Here is a 15,525-nt window from a genome sequence, read left to right on the forward strand (position 1 = left end):
ATCGGCTTAACGACGGTGTTTTGCAGTATCACGGTAATGCAGTTAATTGTGATGGACGTGGTTGGCAGGGACTCTCTGTGGCACAGAGCGTGCCCCTCACGCAATTTGAGATTATTTCAATGAACGCCGGCTATCTTATCCGTCTCGCCAGCCCCAAGTTCGCCGTCGAGTTACCTCTGAGTCATTTTAATGGAATAGATAGGAGCGCCGCCCATGAGCAGCTTTATGACTCCCCTAGTGTCGTTGATTGGCATACATGCGTTGATCATGCTCTTTGCAACCAACCAGCTGAGTCTGCTTTCACAACGCTTCATTTGGCAATGGCAACAGTATCAAAGCCTACAACAACGCGCCTATGAGCAAACCAAGGCACAGAGGCTCGGCACTTATGGAGGCGATGGTCATGACCTTGATCATGAGTATCGCACTCGCCAGCGGGCTCACGACAGTACAACTTACACAGATGGAGCTCGCTCAATTGGCACAGCGTCAGCGCGCGCTTTTAGCGTTGCAACGCGCGCAACAGTCACTGATGAACATCGTCAATAAAGATGATTTAGCACGTTGGCATGCAGAGGCTGCTGAAATTAGGGTAGAGAAAGTATGGCATTCAGCACGGCAAGCCACATGTTGGCTTACCCATACTGAACTCGATGGGGCAATACCCGTGTTTATTGATCTGACTAGCGAAGATCCGGCGGAATACTAAACGTAATGTTTTCCTCGCGCCCTTCGCGCTCACTGACGGTTTTACCGCCCCATGCTTTTAATTGCTCGATCACTTCACGTACTAAGACTTCGGGCGCCGAGGCTCCCGCGGTCACCGCAACACGGTCAATATCGTTAAGCCATTCGCGTTGGATACCATTGGCATCATCAATCAAATAAGCCGGTGTGCTCATTTTTTCTGACAATTCGCGCAGCCGGTTGGAGTTTGAGCTGTTTTTTGCACCCACCACCAACATTAATTGCGCTTCCTCAGCTAATTGACGTACCGCATCCTGACGATTTTGTGTGGCATAGCAGATATCATCTTTACGCGGTCCGTTAATGTTTGGAAACCGTTGACGCAAAGCATCAATCACATCCGCCGTATCATCCACCGACAGCGTCGTTTGACTCATGTAATGTAAATTATTTGGATCTTTTATCTCGAGCGTACCAACATCCTCGGGTGACTCCACCAAGTAGATGCCGCCCTTCGGGTTCGCGTATTGCCCCATCGTACCTTCGACTTCTGGGTGCCCTGCATGGCCTATCAAAACACACTCATGACCTTTTCGACTCGCTCGAGTGACTTCCATGTGCACTTTGGTCACCAACGGGCACGTCGCATCAAAGACTTTTAGTCCCCGATCCTTGGCATTTTGACGTACCGCTTGTGATACGCCGTGCGCGCTAAAAATGACAATCGCTTCATCGGGCACTTCATCGAGCTCTTCGACAAAGACGGCTCCCGCATCACGTAGCTTATTGACCACATATTTGTTGTGTACGACTTCATGGCGCACATAAATGGGTGGTTCAAATATCTCAAGCGCTCGCTCGACAATGGTAATGGCGCGATCGACGCCGGCACAAAAGCCTCGTGGGTTAGCGAGTAGTATTTGCATAATTCCTCCGTGTGCCCGTTACGGCTCCACGCTAATAATTTCAACTTCAAAAATCACCGTTTGGCCTGCCAAAGGGTGATTAAAATCGATGGTCACGGTGGGTCCTTCGATTTTTCTCACGATACCTGGTAATTCTGTACCGTCCGGCTGGGTAAAAGCGAGAATAGCGCCCACTTCGGGTTTGGTCTCGTCGCTGAATTTAGACGAATCAACATAATAGTAATTGTCGGGATTAGGTTCACCAAACGCATCTTCAGGTGGCAAGGTAAACTCTCGTTCACTGCCTGGACGCAAGCCAATTAAACACGCTTCGAAGTTTTCGGTTAAGCTACCGTCGCCCATCCGAAACTTAGCCGGTTTGCCCGACATCCGTGTACTATCAGCCACTGAGCCATCACTTAGCTTAATGGTGAAATGCATGACCACTTCGCGGCCATCTTCAATAGGTAAACGTCCCACGACTACTCCTTACCTTGAGTCTCTTCTGGATCTCGGCGATTATCAATAAACGCTTCTAGTAGCATAAGTATGGCGCCTAATGTAATTGCACAATCTGCCACATTGAATGCTGGCCAGTGCCAGCCTTCATAATGGACGTCGAGAAAATCAATAACATAGCCAAATAGAAAGCGATCCGTCACATTGCCAATGGCGCCTGCCAAAATCAACGAGAATGACAAATTTTGACGCCAAAAGCTCACATCATTGCGACGCAACCAGATCAGCAATACCACACTGACGGCGACCGCTATCAGGGTAAAGAACCAACGTTGCCAGCCGCCACCGTCGCTTAAGAAGCTAAATGCCGCACCATAGTTATGCACGTATGTGAGGTTAAAAAGACCATCAATAATAATGCGACTTTCGTATAGCTCGAAATCGCTCGCCACCCACCATTTGGTGAGTTGATCGATGATGAAAATCGCCACCGTGACCCACAAATACTGTAGGCCCGATGCACGCTTGTTAGGCTTTACTGATTGAGCTTTAGGCAAAGTGACGCTCCTCCCCTGCTCCGTCAATATTGCTTACGCAACGCTGACATAGATCGGGGTGCTCGCTGATTTGACCGACTTCTTCACGGTGATGCCAGCAACGCTCACATTTTTTGTGAGCACTTGCAACCACAGCCACGGCGAGCGGTAATTGCTCGGCTTTTACCGCGCTCTCTGGTGCATCCGCAAGGTCCGCGACTGACGCTTCTGAGGTCAGTAGCGCAAAACGTAACTCCGCACCTAAGCGCTTCAGTTTTTCGGCGAGTGCCGTATCCGCATATAAGGTCACTTCAGCTTGCAGCGAGCCACCAATGACATCATCACGACGCGCTTGTTCAAGCGCTTGGTTAACCGCATCACGTACATTCAGTAGCTCAATCCAGAAGGTATTTTCCTCGCTACTCACGCCGGCAAACTGTTCAAAGCCTTCATACCATGCTTGAGTAAATACGTATTGCTCGCGTTCACCCGGCAACAGATCCCAGATTTCTTGCGCGGTAAAGCTACAAATCGGCGCCATCCAACGTACTAGTGCTTCGGCAATATGATGCAATGCGGTCTGACACGAACGGCGCGCCAAGCTATCCGCTTTAGCGGTATACTGGCGGTCTTTAATAATATCCAGATAGAAACTACCCAGTTCAATCGAGCAGAAGTGCATCAATTTTTGCACCACAGACAAGAACTGATAGTTGTCGTAGGCATCCACCAGTTGTTTCTGTAAGTCAGCTGCACGGCCAACAATCCAACGGTCCAACTCGACCATCTCGTCCATCGGCACTTGGTGCTGCTTAGGATCGTAACCGCTCAAGTTCGCTAACAAGAAACGTGAGGTGTTACGAATACGGCGATAGGCATCCGCTGAACGCTTGAGGATCTCATCTGATACCGTCATCTCGCCTGAATAATCTGCCGAAGCGACCCACAAACGTAAGATATCGCCGCCGAGTTTATTCATTACATCCTGCGGCGCAACCACGTTACCGATTGATTTCGACATCTTGCGACCTTGCGCGTCTACGGTAAAGCCGTGCGTCAGCACTTGACGGTATGGCGCTTGTTCATACATCGCGACACCCGTTACCAATGAACTTTGGAACCAGCCGCGGTGTTGGTCAGAACCTTCAAGGTATAAATCTGCTGGCCAGCTTAACCCCGGGAATTCACGTAATACACAATGGTGAGTCACACCCGAATCGAACCAGACATCCAAGGTGTCGGTCACTTTACGATATTTGTCCGCTTCATCACCTAACAAGGTCGCCGGATCAAGATCGAACCATGCCTGAACACCGTCTTTCTCGATAAGCTGAGCCACTTTTTCCATCAGCTCAAGGGTGTTGGGATGCAGCTCTTCGGTTTCTCGATTGACGAAAATCGCGATCGGGTTCCCCCACGTCCGTTGACGGGAGATACACCAGTCTGGACGGCCTTCAACCATCGACTCGATGCGGCTTTGACCCCACTCGGGTACCCAACGCACTTTCTTGATTTGCTCAAGCGCTTGGCTACGTAAGCCTTTTTGATCCATGCTGATAAACCACTGCGGTGTAGCACGGAAAATAATCGGCGTTTTATGGCGCCAGCAATGCGGATACGAGTGCTTATAACGCTCAGCGTGCATCAAGTTACCTGCATCACGTAAGGCATCGATGATAGGCTCATTCGCCTTGAACACGTGCTGTCCAGCAAAGCGCGGCGTATCTTCTTTGTAAACACCGTTGTCGCCCACCGGGTTATAGACTTCTAGATCGTATTTTTGGCCCACCAAGAAGTCATCCACACCGTGGCCTGGTGCGGTATGCACACAACCTGTACCGCTTTCGGTGGTAACATGGTCGCCCATGATCACCGGCACTTTGATATCAAATAATGGGTGGTCGAGCTGCAACAGCTCGAGCGCTTTACCTTTGCAGAAGCCTAACTTGTGATAGTGATTGATGCCCCAACGGTCCATACAATCATTTACCAAGTCACTCGCAAGAATGACGCGCTCAGCCTGTTGGTCGTCAGTTGCTTCGACTTGCACTAACGCGTATTCAAGCCCTTCGGCAAGCGTTACTGCACGGTTAGCCGGCATGGTCCATGGCGTGGTGGTCCAGATCACCATGCTCAGTTTACCTTGACCTTGATGCCCTTCTGGCGTTGTGAACGCCGCCAGTGCTTTGTCGCTATCCGTGAGCGGCATGCGCACATCGATAGCGGGTGATTCTTTATCTTTGTACTCGACTTCTGCTTCGGCGAGTGCTGAACCACAATCTGTACACCAATGCACAGGCTTAAAGCCTTGATGCAAATGACCTTTATCGATGATTTTAGCAAGCGCGCGCACACTATCCGCTTCTTGCTTAAAGTTCATCGTTAAATAAGGATTATCCCAGTCACCCAATACACCCAACCGTTTAAAGTCTTCGCGCTGCTGGTCAATTTGCGTCTGCGCGTAGTCACGACAATGTTTACGGAACTCCGCCAAGTCGAGCTTTTGGCCCGGTTTGCCGTGCTTTTTCTCGACTTGCAGTTCGATAGGCAAGCCGTGACAGTCCCAGCCTGGGGTGTAAGGTGCATCAAAGTCGCTTAGGGTTTTCGACTTAATGATAATGTCTTTGAGAATTTTATTGACCGCATGACCAATGTGGATCTGACCGTTTGCGTACGGAGGTCCATCGTGCAAAATAAAACTTGGCTTGCCCTGTTTGGCTTTACGGATCTCGCCATAGAGATCGTCTTGATACCATTGTTTGAGCATGCCCGGCTCGCGTTTAGCGAGGTTTCCGCGCATTGGGAACGCCGTTTCCGGCAAGTTTAATGTGTGCTTATAATCACTCATGGGTCACTGTTTCCATTTTCCGCATATTTACTGACTATCGTGGCCGTTCAACTTAAAAGTGCTCGGGCACGAGCGGCATCTTTCTCTATTTGCTGTTTTAAATGTTCGAGCGAAGCAAAGCGCTGCTCGGATCTTAATTTGGCGACCGGTGTCACGGTTGCGTGCTGACCGTACAGGTTGCCTGAAAAATCAAATAAATGCACTTCTAATTGGACTTCATCGCCGTTAAGCGTAGGTCGCGTACCTAGGTTGGCGACACCGTGGTATGTGCCTTCGGCGCGGCTGTTTGTCGTCGCGCCCAACGCGCGACCTACATTGATTTTAACCGCGAATACGCCGTGCAGCGGGCTTTTTAACCGCTTCAATGGAATATTAGCCGTTGGGAAGCCAATGGTACGGCCATTTTTACGACCATGCACGATCTTGCCCATCATTTGATACGGACGCCCCAGCATACTTTCGGCACGCTCAAAGTCGCCTTCGGCAAGTGCCGCGCGAATCGCAGTACTGCTGACCCGCTGTTGCTGCTGACGGTAGCTGCGCGTATCGACGACTTCAAAACCAAGCCGTTTACCCTCGCGTTGCAATAGCGCAAAGTCCCCTTCACGCTTGTAGCCAAAGCGAAAATCGTCGCCCACCACTAAAAACTTCACACCCAACTTTTCGACTAATACATTTTCAATAAATTCGATAGGCGGTTGGCTGGCAAATTTACGATTAAACTCAATCACTAAATGGCGGTCGATCTGCTGATCGCGCAGCGCTAAATATTTTTCTCGCCAATTAGTGAGTCGCGCCGGTGCTTTTTCGGGCTGGAAGATTTCTTGCGGCTGCGGTTCGAATGTCATCACCGCGGCTGCCACACCCAGTGCGCGCGCCTGCGCTTTTACTTGCGCCAGCACGGCTTGATGACCAAGATGTACGCCATCAAAGTTACCAATGGTAAGCACGCATCCATGATGTTCTGAGCGCAAGTTGTGTATGCCGCGAATGAGTTCCATAGCCGAACAAAGTACCACTAATTAAATGTATAAAAATAACTCGGGTGAGATTATAACCGATGCTGCGTTCAGAATCAGTATTCTTGCGCACGCAAATGGCGTGGTCTTAATCCACTCAGCATCAACACCAACAAATAGACCCCCGCACCTACGCCAATAATTTGCGCTAATTGCCAAGGCCGTGCAACGAGCGACATTTCACGCCATTGCTGGGTTGATGGGGTCAACCATAATACCACCCCGACCATCACCGCTACAGCAGCCACTACGCGGATGATGAAAGACCAAGTTCCCGGCTGTGCTACAAGGACACGTTCTCGATAGAGTGTTATGCCAAGCAACAAGGCATTGAGTGCCGCCGATGCTGCCGTTGCCATGGCTAAGCCAACATAGCTAAACGGGATGGCAAAAGCGATATTCAGCCCCATGTTTGCGACCATCGCAATGATGCCAAATTTAACGGGTCGTTTGGTATCTTGACGCGAATAAAACCCAGTCGCTAAGACTTTGACCAACATAAAGCTCAACAGCCCCGCCGAATAAGCCATCAGGCTGTAGGATGCCATCTCGGCATCGTTTGGCGTAAATGCGCCGTGCATAAATAACACCATTAGCATGGGTTCGGCGAGAAAAAAAAGGCCCGCCATCGCCGGTAAACCGAGCAAGAGTACCATCCGGATCCCCCAGTCAAGTGTCGCCGAGAAATTTTGCGTTGATTGGTCGACATGGCGCGAGGACAACGCGGGCAGAATAACGGTGGCAATCGCAATGCCGAATAGTCCGAGCGGAAACTCAAGCAAGCGATCGGAGTAATAAAGCCAACTAATTGAGCCGGTCATTAAAAAGCTGGCGATCAGCGTATCGAGTAATAGGTTAATTTGACTGACGGAAACACCAAATATCGCCGGTAACATTAACTTACGAATGCGCGTGACACCACTATCGTGCCAGCTCCAACGCGGTCGCGTGAGCAGCCCTGCGCGTTTTAGAAAGGGAAGTTGAAATAGAAACTGGATTAAACCACCAAAAAATACCCCCCAGGCTAGACCAAACTCAGGCTGCTCAAGGTTAGGCGCCAGCCAAATCGCGGCTGCAATAATCGCAATATTCAAGAAAACAGGCGTAAATGCGGCCACAGCAAACTTACCCAGCGTATTGAGTATAGCGCCCGCCATCGCGGTGAAGGTGATAAACCATAAATAGGGAAAGGTGATACGGAGTAGATCGCTCGCCAGCACAAACTTCTCACTTTGTGGGCCATCGTTCCACCAATCTAAAAACCAACCGGTGCCAAACAGCGCAGTCACAACCGGGGATGCGATCATGCCGACGAGTGTCACGATGGTAACAATGGTTCCGAGTGTTCCCGAAACCCGTGCGATCAGAAGTCGCTGTTGGTCAAGGGGTTGTCCTTGTTTGTACTCGGTCAGCACTGGCACGAAGGCTTGTGCAAAGGCACCTTCGGCAAATAACCGACGTAAAAAATTAGGAATTTTATTGGCGAAAAAAAACACGTCCGCGGCGGCACCTGCGCCCATGAGATTCGCAATCACTACATCACGTACGAGGCCAAGCACTCGTGAAATCAGAGTCATTGCGCTGACGATGAATCCTGAACGTAGCAAGGCTTTAGACACGACTTCTCCTGATCGGACGATGAAAAGCGTCAGTGTATCAGATTATTCACCCCAAACTATTTTATTTCGGCCGGTCTTTTTAGCCTCGTACAAGGCTTTATCCGCGTGATCGAGTACCGCTTGTTCCAAATCCTCGTACGCAGCCGTTTCATTGTCGATGAACAAAGCCCCGATACTAATGGTGAAGTTGATCGCATGGTCATCGACACGTACTACTGACTGCTGAATATCTTGCCTAATCTGCTCAAGTATTGCCGCGGCAGCCGCTTGCGTCCCGCCGTTTAAAATCAAGGCAAACTCTTCACCGCCTAAACGAGCAACCATATCGTCCGATCGAATATGACGCATCAGCGTCTCAGCATCCATGCGCGCTTTATCTAGTTGAACCGCATAAAAGAGCGCGCCGAGCGCATCGAGTAGTTCGGCCTCTTTCTTTTCGGTAATGTCCCGATGCGTCCCCGTCAAACGTATTGCCTCACCGGATTCACTTCGCTCAACAACACGGCCATAGGTTTCTATCCATACCCAGTATCCGTTTTTATGACGCATGCGGTAAATAGTCGAAAACGCCGGCGTCTCGCCCGCCATGTGCTGCTGCAGTTCACGCTCAACACGCTTCAAGTCCGCCGGATGAACAAGGCTCTCCCAAAAGTAGAGCGACGGGTCAAAGTTAGCGTAATCGATCCCTAATAATTCACACCAGCGTTGATTGACCTTGTTGGTGTCTGATGGCACATTCCAATCCCAGGTACCGAGTCCTGAGGCCTCCAGGACCAAACGCATCTGCTGATTGGCTTCGTTCAAGCGCTTCTCAAAATAGCGATTAGCCGTGTTATCAATCAGCATGGCATGGATGTTCTCGAGCCGACCCTCGGGATCATAAAAGCTTTTTGATAATAACTTCACCCAGCGCTCCGGACCTTTAGGCGGTAAAATGCGGAATTGCGCTTCACTACTCGCGACCCCTGCTAAATGATTACTGAGCAAGAAGTTAAGTTCTTTGCGACCGCGTTCGTCGAGAAAATCCTCAAAGGCTCTACTTCCCTCACGCAAGGCATCCGTTGGGATGTGGAATAAGGATTGTATATTAGCGGACACGTACTGTAATTCGAGCGCCATGTTGTAACGCCACTTTATGAGTGCAGCAGGCGTGTCATCGATAAATGAGTGTTCCTGCATCAGCTGTTGATGTTTAAGCGACAACGCTAAATATTCACTGACATGTTCACTGACATAGGCAAGGCTTTGAAGTTCGCGCTCGGACAATTGGTGCGGTTCAGTGTCCAAAATACATACGGTGCCGACTGTGACGTCATCCAGTCGTAACGGGACCCCGGCATAAAAGCGGATATGTGGCGCATCAACCACATACGGGTTATCCTTAAACAAAGCGTCGTACCCCAATTTGTGCGCGACATCCACACAATAAGTGTTGACATTTCCGCCAGATTAGGCATAATCCACGACCTTTATAAAGAAGCGTTCTGTTAACGAATTTTAGGAGTTCACCTTGGCTAACATTAAGTCTGCTAAAAAGCGTGCGATTCAAGCCGAGAAAAATCGCCGCCATAATGCAAGCCGCCGTTCAATGATGCGTACTTACCTTAAACGTGTAAACGCAGCCATTGAGAGCAAAGATAAAGAAGCTGCTAGCTCAGCTTTACAAACTGTAACCCCATTATTGGACCGTTACGCAACTAAAGGCTTGATCAGCAAAAACAAAGCGGCACGTCATAAGAGCCGTTTGAACGCTAAGATCCAAGCGCTTTAATCGACACGTTTTCAACGTGTTCAAAAAACCGGCTTTAATGCCGGTTTTTTTGTGTCCAAATTCCTTCCTTAATCTCTACACGATCAAATTTTGTAACAATTAAATGTAATTATTATCTCACTTTGTTTTCATTCTAATATGATATCACTTATAGTCAATGTGCATATTTTCGACAAAAAGGGGAATTTTATGCGCAGTTTTAACCTTGCAAAAGGCGTGATAGCGGCGGCGGTCGTTTTGGGCAGCACAGCATGTAGCAGCCCTCCACCGGGAGACAATCAGTTCAAGTTACGTAATTATAAAGACACATCGATTCAACGTAGCCATGTTATTTACAACTATTGTTATTATGGTCGTGAAGCAGACTATGTCGCCGCTCGGGACTTTGATGCAGGCGAACATACCATCATCGCGCGGTATGCATTTATCAAAAAATACGTTCCCGGCGGTCCGTTAGAAAACTACTTCAAACTCAACGGTACCTTTGAACCGGGTAAGATCTATGAGTTTAAATACAATCGTGATCAAGAGAACGGCACTGCTGAAGTTTGGATCGTTGATGCCGAGACACAAAAAGCGGTAACGAATAAGGTCACCAAAAAACTCATCACGCAAGAAGTCGTCAATACGCCATCGCGTCAAAAGACACGGTGTGAGGCAAGTACTTTGTAAGCCTTTTCCTCGCATGCCAGCGTTGGATAGCAAACTGTGCTCGTTCATTGGCTACTTATTTGATAAAATCAATTTTTTAACAAAATAGATGTATTTATCCATGAATAAAATAATAAAAACGATTATCGCCTCTGCGCTATTGTCGATCTCGACCCCCAGTTTGGCACAGAGTGAAACACTTCCAAGTTCTGCATTCAGTCAACTGAACATCGTTGAACAACCTACCATTTCACCCAATGGTGAACTCATTGCTGCCGTCTATAATACCGATGGCGCAACTCAACAAGTGGTGATTTCTCCGTTCGGGAAAGTGGATTTAACGACTATCCTTAAGTTACGCAATCAGTCTGAACGTATCGTTAAACTACGCTGGGTGAATAACGAGCGGTTACTTATCAGCGCCGATTATCCTGAGCATATGTACGGTAGTTCTCGTCGCGTTGGACAGTTGTTTGCGGTCAACAAAGATGGTAGCGAGTTAAAAGAGATAAAACTACGCAAGCTCACCGATACTAAAGATTGGTCTTGGTTAGTTAGCGGTGACCAAATTGTCTCTATGCTTCCTCACGATCCAGAACATATTTTGTTGCAACAGGTCAGCGAGCGCGATAATTACTTCCCATCGGTTCATAAGATTAATGTCTATAGCGGTTCCTCAGAGAAGTTCGCACCGAGCTTGCAAAAACCGAGTTACTTTATTGGCGACTCGACCGGTCGCTCGGTTGTCGCGGTGGCGGTTGAGGACTTAACCCGTACTTTCTATTTGTGGCAGGAAGATGCCGGTCAATGGAAAGAAATTGGCTCTTATGAAGCATTTGAAGAGGATGGTTTTACGCCGGTCTTGTATGAGCCTGCCAACAATACTTTAATTGTTAAGACGTATCAGAAGAGTGATAAACAAGAAGTTTGGCGCTATTCGCTCGATACTAACGAATGGGTCGAGCCTTTATTTCAGAACGAAACTTATGACGTCGCCAGCGTAAGGGAGCACAACGGCCAAGTGATTGGCTTTGGTTACACGGCTGATATGCCCGAAGTGGAATTCATTGCTCCGGCATTTAAACAGCGCCAAGCGCTTGTCGAGAATACCTTCAAAGGCATGAATCCTATCGTGGTAGACTTTGACGAAAGCGTCAATAAATTGCTCGTTAAGACCTACTCAGCGTCGGGCCCTTCTCGCTTTTACTTTATTGATCTCGCCAATAAAGCCGGCGGTTTATGGATGGCGCTTCAGCCGGCACTGGAAAACAAGCAGTTTCCCGCCAAGCAACCTATCGAATTCGAGGCCAGTGACGGCCTGGTGCTGAATGGTTATTTGATCAACGGCGGTGATGCCGATCGACCGTTAGTTGTGATGCCACACGGCGGACCTTGGCAACGCGATACCCAAGTATTCCATCCGCTAGAGCACATGTTCGTTAATGCAGGCTATGCTGTCTTGCAAGTTAACTTTCGCGGCTCGTCGGGCTTTGGTTCTTCTTACGAAGCGCGTGGTTACGGTGAATGGGGACAGCGTATGCAGCAAGACGTGCTTGATGGCGTCGCTTGGGTAAAAGAACAGCAACTCGCCGATGTTGATGATAGTTGTGTCGTGGGTTGGTCATACGGCGGCTATGTTTCTCTATTCGCGGCGACCAATACGCCGACACAGTTTAACTGTTATGTATCGATTGCTGGCGTCAGCGATATTAACGCTATTTTAGAGGATACCCGAGCCGGCGAAACGGCTCAAATGGTTGACAATATCATGGTCGGTGATCGTGATAGCGAGCAGGGCAAAGCGCATTTAGAGGCTATTTCACCTATCGCCAGCTTTGGTAAACTCAAACGCCCTACTTTGCTTGTTCATGGCACAGGCGATGTCGTGGTTCCAGACGACCAGTCGGAGGCCTTTTACAAGGCAGCTAAGGGGTATAATCTCCCAGTAGAGCTGTTGTTGCTTGAAAATGGTACCCACTCATTAGACAGCAACCCTAATCGCAAACAAGCTTTTGACCGAGTAATTAACTTTGTTAAAGCAAATATTGAATAACAAAAAGCCGCCAGATAATGCATCTGGCGGCTTTTTTATCCACATTTCAATGGTTATTTGGTGTAGGCTTTAACGCCCTTTTTGCTTTTTCCTAACCTGCTAATGTCATCCTTCGCTGTATCTTTCGCTTGCTGTAAAGCTTGACGATAAGTGGTCAGGGTCTCTTGTACCCGCAACAGCTCAGTTTTAATCGCATCGTCGTTTTGCCATCCATCCGGTAACTGGGTGAAATGCTTTTCAAGTTGTAGAAGCGCCAATTCAGCGGCCGCATAATCCTCCGCGGCTACCGTCTGTTCGAAATGCTGCGTAAGTGCTTGTAGCTGTTTCAATGCCTCTTTCATAGCTTACGCACTGCTCGCAATGCGTTGCACCTCTTGCTCATGTGCAGCGTCTTCTTCAGCATGTAGTTTACTGAGCACTTCATGAGCTTCTTGACGTGCATCCGCTGGAATTTGATCCCAAGCGCCTTTAATTTGCAACATTAAGCCCATCACTTCATCAATGATTTCGACATTACGCTCGACCGATGCCGTCATTAAGCGGTCACTCATGTAGCCATACAAACCGATTAGATTATCGGTTGCGTCTGCGCCTGCTTCTGGGTTTAAGCTCACAATCAGTGACTCAAGAATCGCCTGCGCGCGACCAATATGATGCGCTTTTTTCTCAATATTGTTATTTTGAATCGCGCCTTTGGCATAGCTACAATTCTCGAGAACACCCTGCATTAACATCTGAATAATGGTATACGGATCCGCGTCTTCTAAACGGTTACGCACATTATCGCGGGTGTAATTCTTGAGCTTATTATTCATAACGAACCTCTATCGTTGTCGATTACTCTTTATTACGCGAGAACCCTGGCAGATTGCTCAGCTGCTGATCCAACCGGTTACTGGTGGATTGCAGTTGTCCAAGCAATGAGTCAAGTCCTGCGTATTTCTGCCGTAGCGACGTCTCAAGCCTATCAAGCCGTTGACCTAATTGTTCGCGTTGGTCATCAATACGATCTAAGCGGTTATTTAATGAATCTGTTCGAGTTTGCAGTGACCCGCCAAAACTGGTGTAAGTGTTTACATAGTCTTCAATGCGCGACGCTAATCCGTTTTCGCCAGCAAACAGCTTTTCAAAATCGCCAAAACGTTCCTTCGCGACTTCACTGACACTGGTTAACGTGTTTTCCTGCTGCAACTTATTTTCGTCATCGATACCAAAGCCGGCGTTGAACATACTCAAGCCACCCGCTTCTTCACTGAGGAAGCGACGCATTTGATTCTCGATACTACGTACGGTCGCATCACCTTGGAACTGCGCACCTTCGGCACCGGCTTGACCTAGTAATCCCATGACATTGTTATACGCCTTAACAAACCCGTCGATGTTTTTCCGCACCGCACTGTTGTCTTCGGCAATACGCATAGTCGCAGTCTCGCCATTTTGTGACTCTCCCTCAACAGTAATCGTTGAGCCTTGAATCACGTCCTCAAAGGTATTGTCAGCACTGGTCGCGTCGATACCATCGACACGAATTAACGCATCCGTGGATTGGTCTTCAGCCGCAATACTCATGCCACCCGCGCCGCCAGCGTTGGCGACGGTCGATAATGCATCAAAGTCTGCATTGGTATTGGTAATTTCAATATCGTTGCCCGCGCCCGTTTCTGATGACGTTGCCACCAAACGCGCCTCTGAGCCGGTATTGATAATATTGAAAGTAACACCAAAGTTATCGTCCGCGTCATTCACCTGTTTGCGAATGTCATCCAACGTTGCGTCGGCCGCGATATCCACCGTAAAGCTTTTATCGCCGGCACTGAACGTTAAGCTGCCAGATTGCGAACTGATCACTTGTTCGGCATCCGTAAATGCACCTGCCGAAGAGGTCGCACGACTGCCCTTTGCCATATTGACCACTTCAACATCAAAACTACCCGGTGCCGCATCGCCATCACTCGATACCGAGATGATATCGCCCGACTCGGGTTGCGTTACCGTGGTTTTGTTTTTGTTGTACTGGTCGACATCAGCCAGTTTAGCCGCAGCATCTTTAAAGTCAGACATGACGGATTTCAGCTCCCCAATAAATGAGAGCTCAACCGACAAGTTGCTTTCTTGTCGATTCAGACGATTGACTTTAGGCACGCGCTCCGCTTCAATCGTTGCGTTTACGATGCCTTCTAAGTCTAATCCTGATTGTGCCCCGAGGGATGAAATACCTGCCATGTTAGGCCTCCTTAAATACTGCTGTCGAACAGATAACCGCTACGACTATCTTCGTTATCGACCAGTTCATCAATAGCTTTAGCGATCTTCACCGCCACTTCCGACGGAATTTGTCGAATCACATCGCCGCTGTCTTTATCGACCACCTGTACCACTGGCGGTTCATTATTTTCCTGCATGACAAATTGCAAACTGGTGTTACGAATTGCCTCAGACTTATTAAGCTGTGCAATACGTTCAGCCATTTCAGCCACACTCGCGGGCGTACTGATTGCCGCTTGCTCTTCTTTTACTGCATCGCTTGGCATTGCCGCATTATTTTGTTGCTGCATTGCCTTTACAGCGCCCATCACTTGTTCGCGTAGTTGCCCACGGCCTGTTACGGGATCCGCGGCATTACTGCTGTTGGCGCGAGTGATGTCTCTGGAACTGATGGTAAATTCACCCATAACCGTGTCCTCTCTGTAGTATGGTTATGATAGCGTGTCAGCGCAAAAATTACACTGGTACGTGTTGGTTATCGGCAAGGAGTGGATGAACTTTAGTGATTTTTTTGAATGTTTTTTGAGCTTGGATGGCGGCTGCGCCGCCAGGCTGGGATGCGGCTCGCTGCGCTTGCCGCAGGCTTTGTTCGCGTCCGCTACGCGGCGCGAGGCTGTGCACGAACTATGGGGGGATGGCGGCTGCGCCGCCAGGTGGGGATGCGGCTCGCTGCGCTTGCCGCAGGCTTTGTTCGCGTCCGCTTCGCGGCGCG

The 15,525-nt window shown here is 48.9% G+C and carries 17 protein-coding genes; 5 read left to right on the forward strand and 12 right to left on the reverse strand.

Features of this window, described 5'->3' with window-relative positions:
• Together ABNS04_RS10820 and ABNS04_RS10825 are read left to right on the forward strand one after the other, a co-directional pair.
• Positions 1-359: hypothetical protein (locus ABNS04_RS10820; protein ID WP_348671474.1), on the forward strand; the 359-nt coding region annotated here is incomplete at its 5' end.
• Between the two features lie 44 nt (positions 360-403).
• Positions 404-709 carry a hypothetical protein gene (locus ABNS04_RS10825; protein WP_272977892.1) on the forward strand — a complete coding sequence of 102 codons (306 nt, stop codon included), beginning with the start codon at positions 404-406 and terminating at the stop codon, positions 707-709.
• On the opposite strand, the gene ispH is transcribed toward ABNS04_RS10825, so the two are convergent.
• The 7 genes from ispH to ABNS04_RS10860 all read right to left on the reverse strand — a co-directional run bounded on the left by ispH (position 684) and on the right by ABNS04_RS10860 (position 9,462).
• Entirely contained in the window at positions 684-1,613 is a 930-nt protein-coding gene (gene ispH, locus ABNS04_RS10830; RefSeq protein ID WP_272977891.1) for a 4-hydroxy-3-methylbut-2-enyl diphosphate reductase, read from the reverse strand. The genes ABNS04_RS10825 and ispH overlap by 26 nt on opposite strands.
• Positions 1,614-1,631: 18 nt before the next feature.
• Positions 1,632-2,072: an FKBP-type peptidyl-prolyl cis-trans isomerase gene (gene fkpB, locus ABNS04_RS10835; protein ID WP_006954889.1), complete on the reverse strand. Its 441-nt coding sequence runs from the start codon at positions 2,070-2,072 to the stop codon at positions 1,632-1,634.
• A gap of 2 nt (positions 2,073-2,074) precedes the next feature.
• A complete protein-coding gene (gene lspA / locus ABNS04_RS10840) occupies positions 2,075-2,608 on the reverse strand; it encodes a signal peptidase II (protein WP_272977890.1) in 534 nt (177 codons plus the stop codon).
• Positions 2,601-5,435, reverse strand: coding sequence for an isoleucine--tRNA ligase (ileS, locus tag ABNS04_RS10845; protein WP_272977889.1), 2,835 nt, complete (start codon positions 5,433-5,435; stop codon positions 2,601-2,603). The genes lspA and ileS overlap by 8 nt, the downstream gene beginning before the upstream one ends.
• Positions 5,436-5,482: 47 nt before the next feature.
• Entirely contained in the window at positions 5,483-6,436 is a 954-nt protein-coding gene (ribF, locus tag ABNS04_RS10850) for a bifunctional riboflavin kinase/FAD synthetase (protein WP_272977888.1), read from the reverse strand.
• Positions 6,437-6,510: 74 nt separating this feature from the next.
• Positions 6,511-8,073 carry a murein biosynthesis integral membrane protein MurJ gene (murJ, locus tag ABNS04_RS10855; RefSeq protein ID WP_006954882.1) on the reverse strand — a complete coding sequence of 521 codons (1,563 nt, stop codon included), beginning with the start codon at positions 8,071-8,073 and terminating at the stop codon, positions 6,511-6,513.
• Positions 8,074-8,115: 42 nt separating this feature from the next.
• Positions 8,116-9,462, reverse strand: coding sequence for a PAS domain-containing protein (locus ABNS04_RS10860; RefSeq protein ID WP_272977887.1), 1,347 nt, complete (start codon positions 9,460-9,462; stop codon positions 8,116-8,118).
• Between the two features lie 121 nt (positions 9,463-9,583).
• On the opposite strand from ABNS04_RS10860, the gene rpsT reads away from it, so the two are divergent.
• The 3 genes from rpsT to ABNS04_RS10875 all read left to right on the forward strand — a co-directional run bounded on the left by rpsT (position 9,584) and on the right by ABNS04_RS10875 (position 12,548).
• A complete protein-coding gene (rpsT, locus tag ABNS04_RS10865; protein ID WP_006954872.1) occupies positions 9,584-9,844 on the forward strand; it encodes a 30S ribosomal protein S20 in 261 nt (86 codons plus the stop codon).
• A 189-nt stretch (positions 9,845-10,033) separates the two neighbouring features.
• Entirely contained in the window at positions 10,034-10,516 is a 483-nt protein-coding gene (locus tag ABNS04_RS10870; RefSeq protein WP_272977886.1) for a hypothetical protein, read from the forward strand.
• A gap of 100 nt (positions 10,517-10,616) precedes the next feature.
• Positions 10,617-12,548 carry a prolyl oligopeptidase family serine peptidase gene (locus ABNS04_RS10875; RefSeq protein WP_348671478.1) on the forward strand — a complete coding sequence of 644 codons (1,932 nt, stop codon included), beginning with the start codon at positions 10,617-10,619 and terminating at the stop codon, positions 12,546-12,548.
• A gap of 53 nt (positions 12,549-12,601) precedes the next feature.
• Here the strand turns inward: ABNS04_RS10875 and ABNS04_RS10880 are convergent, their stop codons facing one another.
• The 5 genes from ABNS04_RS10880 to ABNS04_RS10900 all read right to left on the reverse strand — a co-directional run.
• The gene (locus ABNS04_RS10880) at positions 12,602-12,889 is read right to left on the reverse strand and encodes a hypothetical protein (protein ID WP_006954867.1); all 288 of its coding nucleotides are present in this window, start codon (positions 12,887-12,889) and stop codon (positions 12,602-12,604) included.
• Between the two features lie 3 nt (positions 12,890-12,892).
• Entirely contained in the window at positions 12,893-13,363 is a 471-nt protein-coding gene (gene fliS / locus ABNS04_RS10885; protein WP_006954866.1) for a flagellar export chaperone FliS, read from the reverse strand.
• 22 nt (positions 13,364-13,385) lie between these two features.
• Positions 13,386-14,771 (reverse strand): flagellar filament capping protein FliD, encoded by a 1,386-nt coding sequence (gene fliD, locus ABNS04_RS10890; protein WP_272977883.1) that lies wholly within the window; start codon positions 14,769-14,771, stop codon positions 13,386-13,388.
• Between the two features lie 11 nt (positions 14,772-14,782).
• A complete protein-coding gene (locus ABNS04_RS10895) occupies positions 14,783-15,220 on the reverse strand; it encodes a flagellar protein FlaG (protein WP_006954864.1) in 438 nt (145 codons plus the stop codon).
• Between the two features lie 24 nt (positions 15,221-15,244).
• Positions 15,245-15,525 (reverse strand): hypothetical protein (locus ABNS04_RS10900; protein ID WP_348671480.1); only part of this gene is annotated, 281 nt, incomplete at its 5' end.

The organism is uncultured Idiomarina sp. (genome assembly GCF_964010655.1).
GTDB lineage: Bacteria > Pseudomonadota > Gammaproteobacteria > Enterobacterales > Alteromonadaceae > Idiomarina > Idiomarina baltica.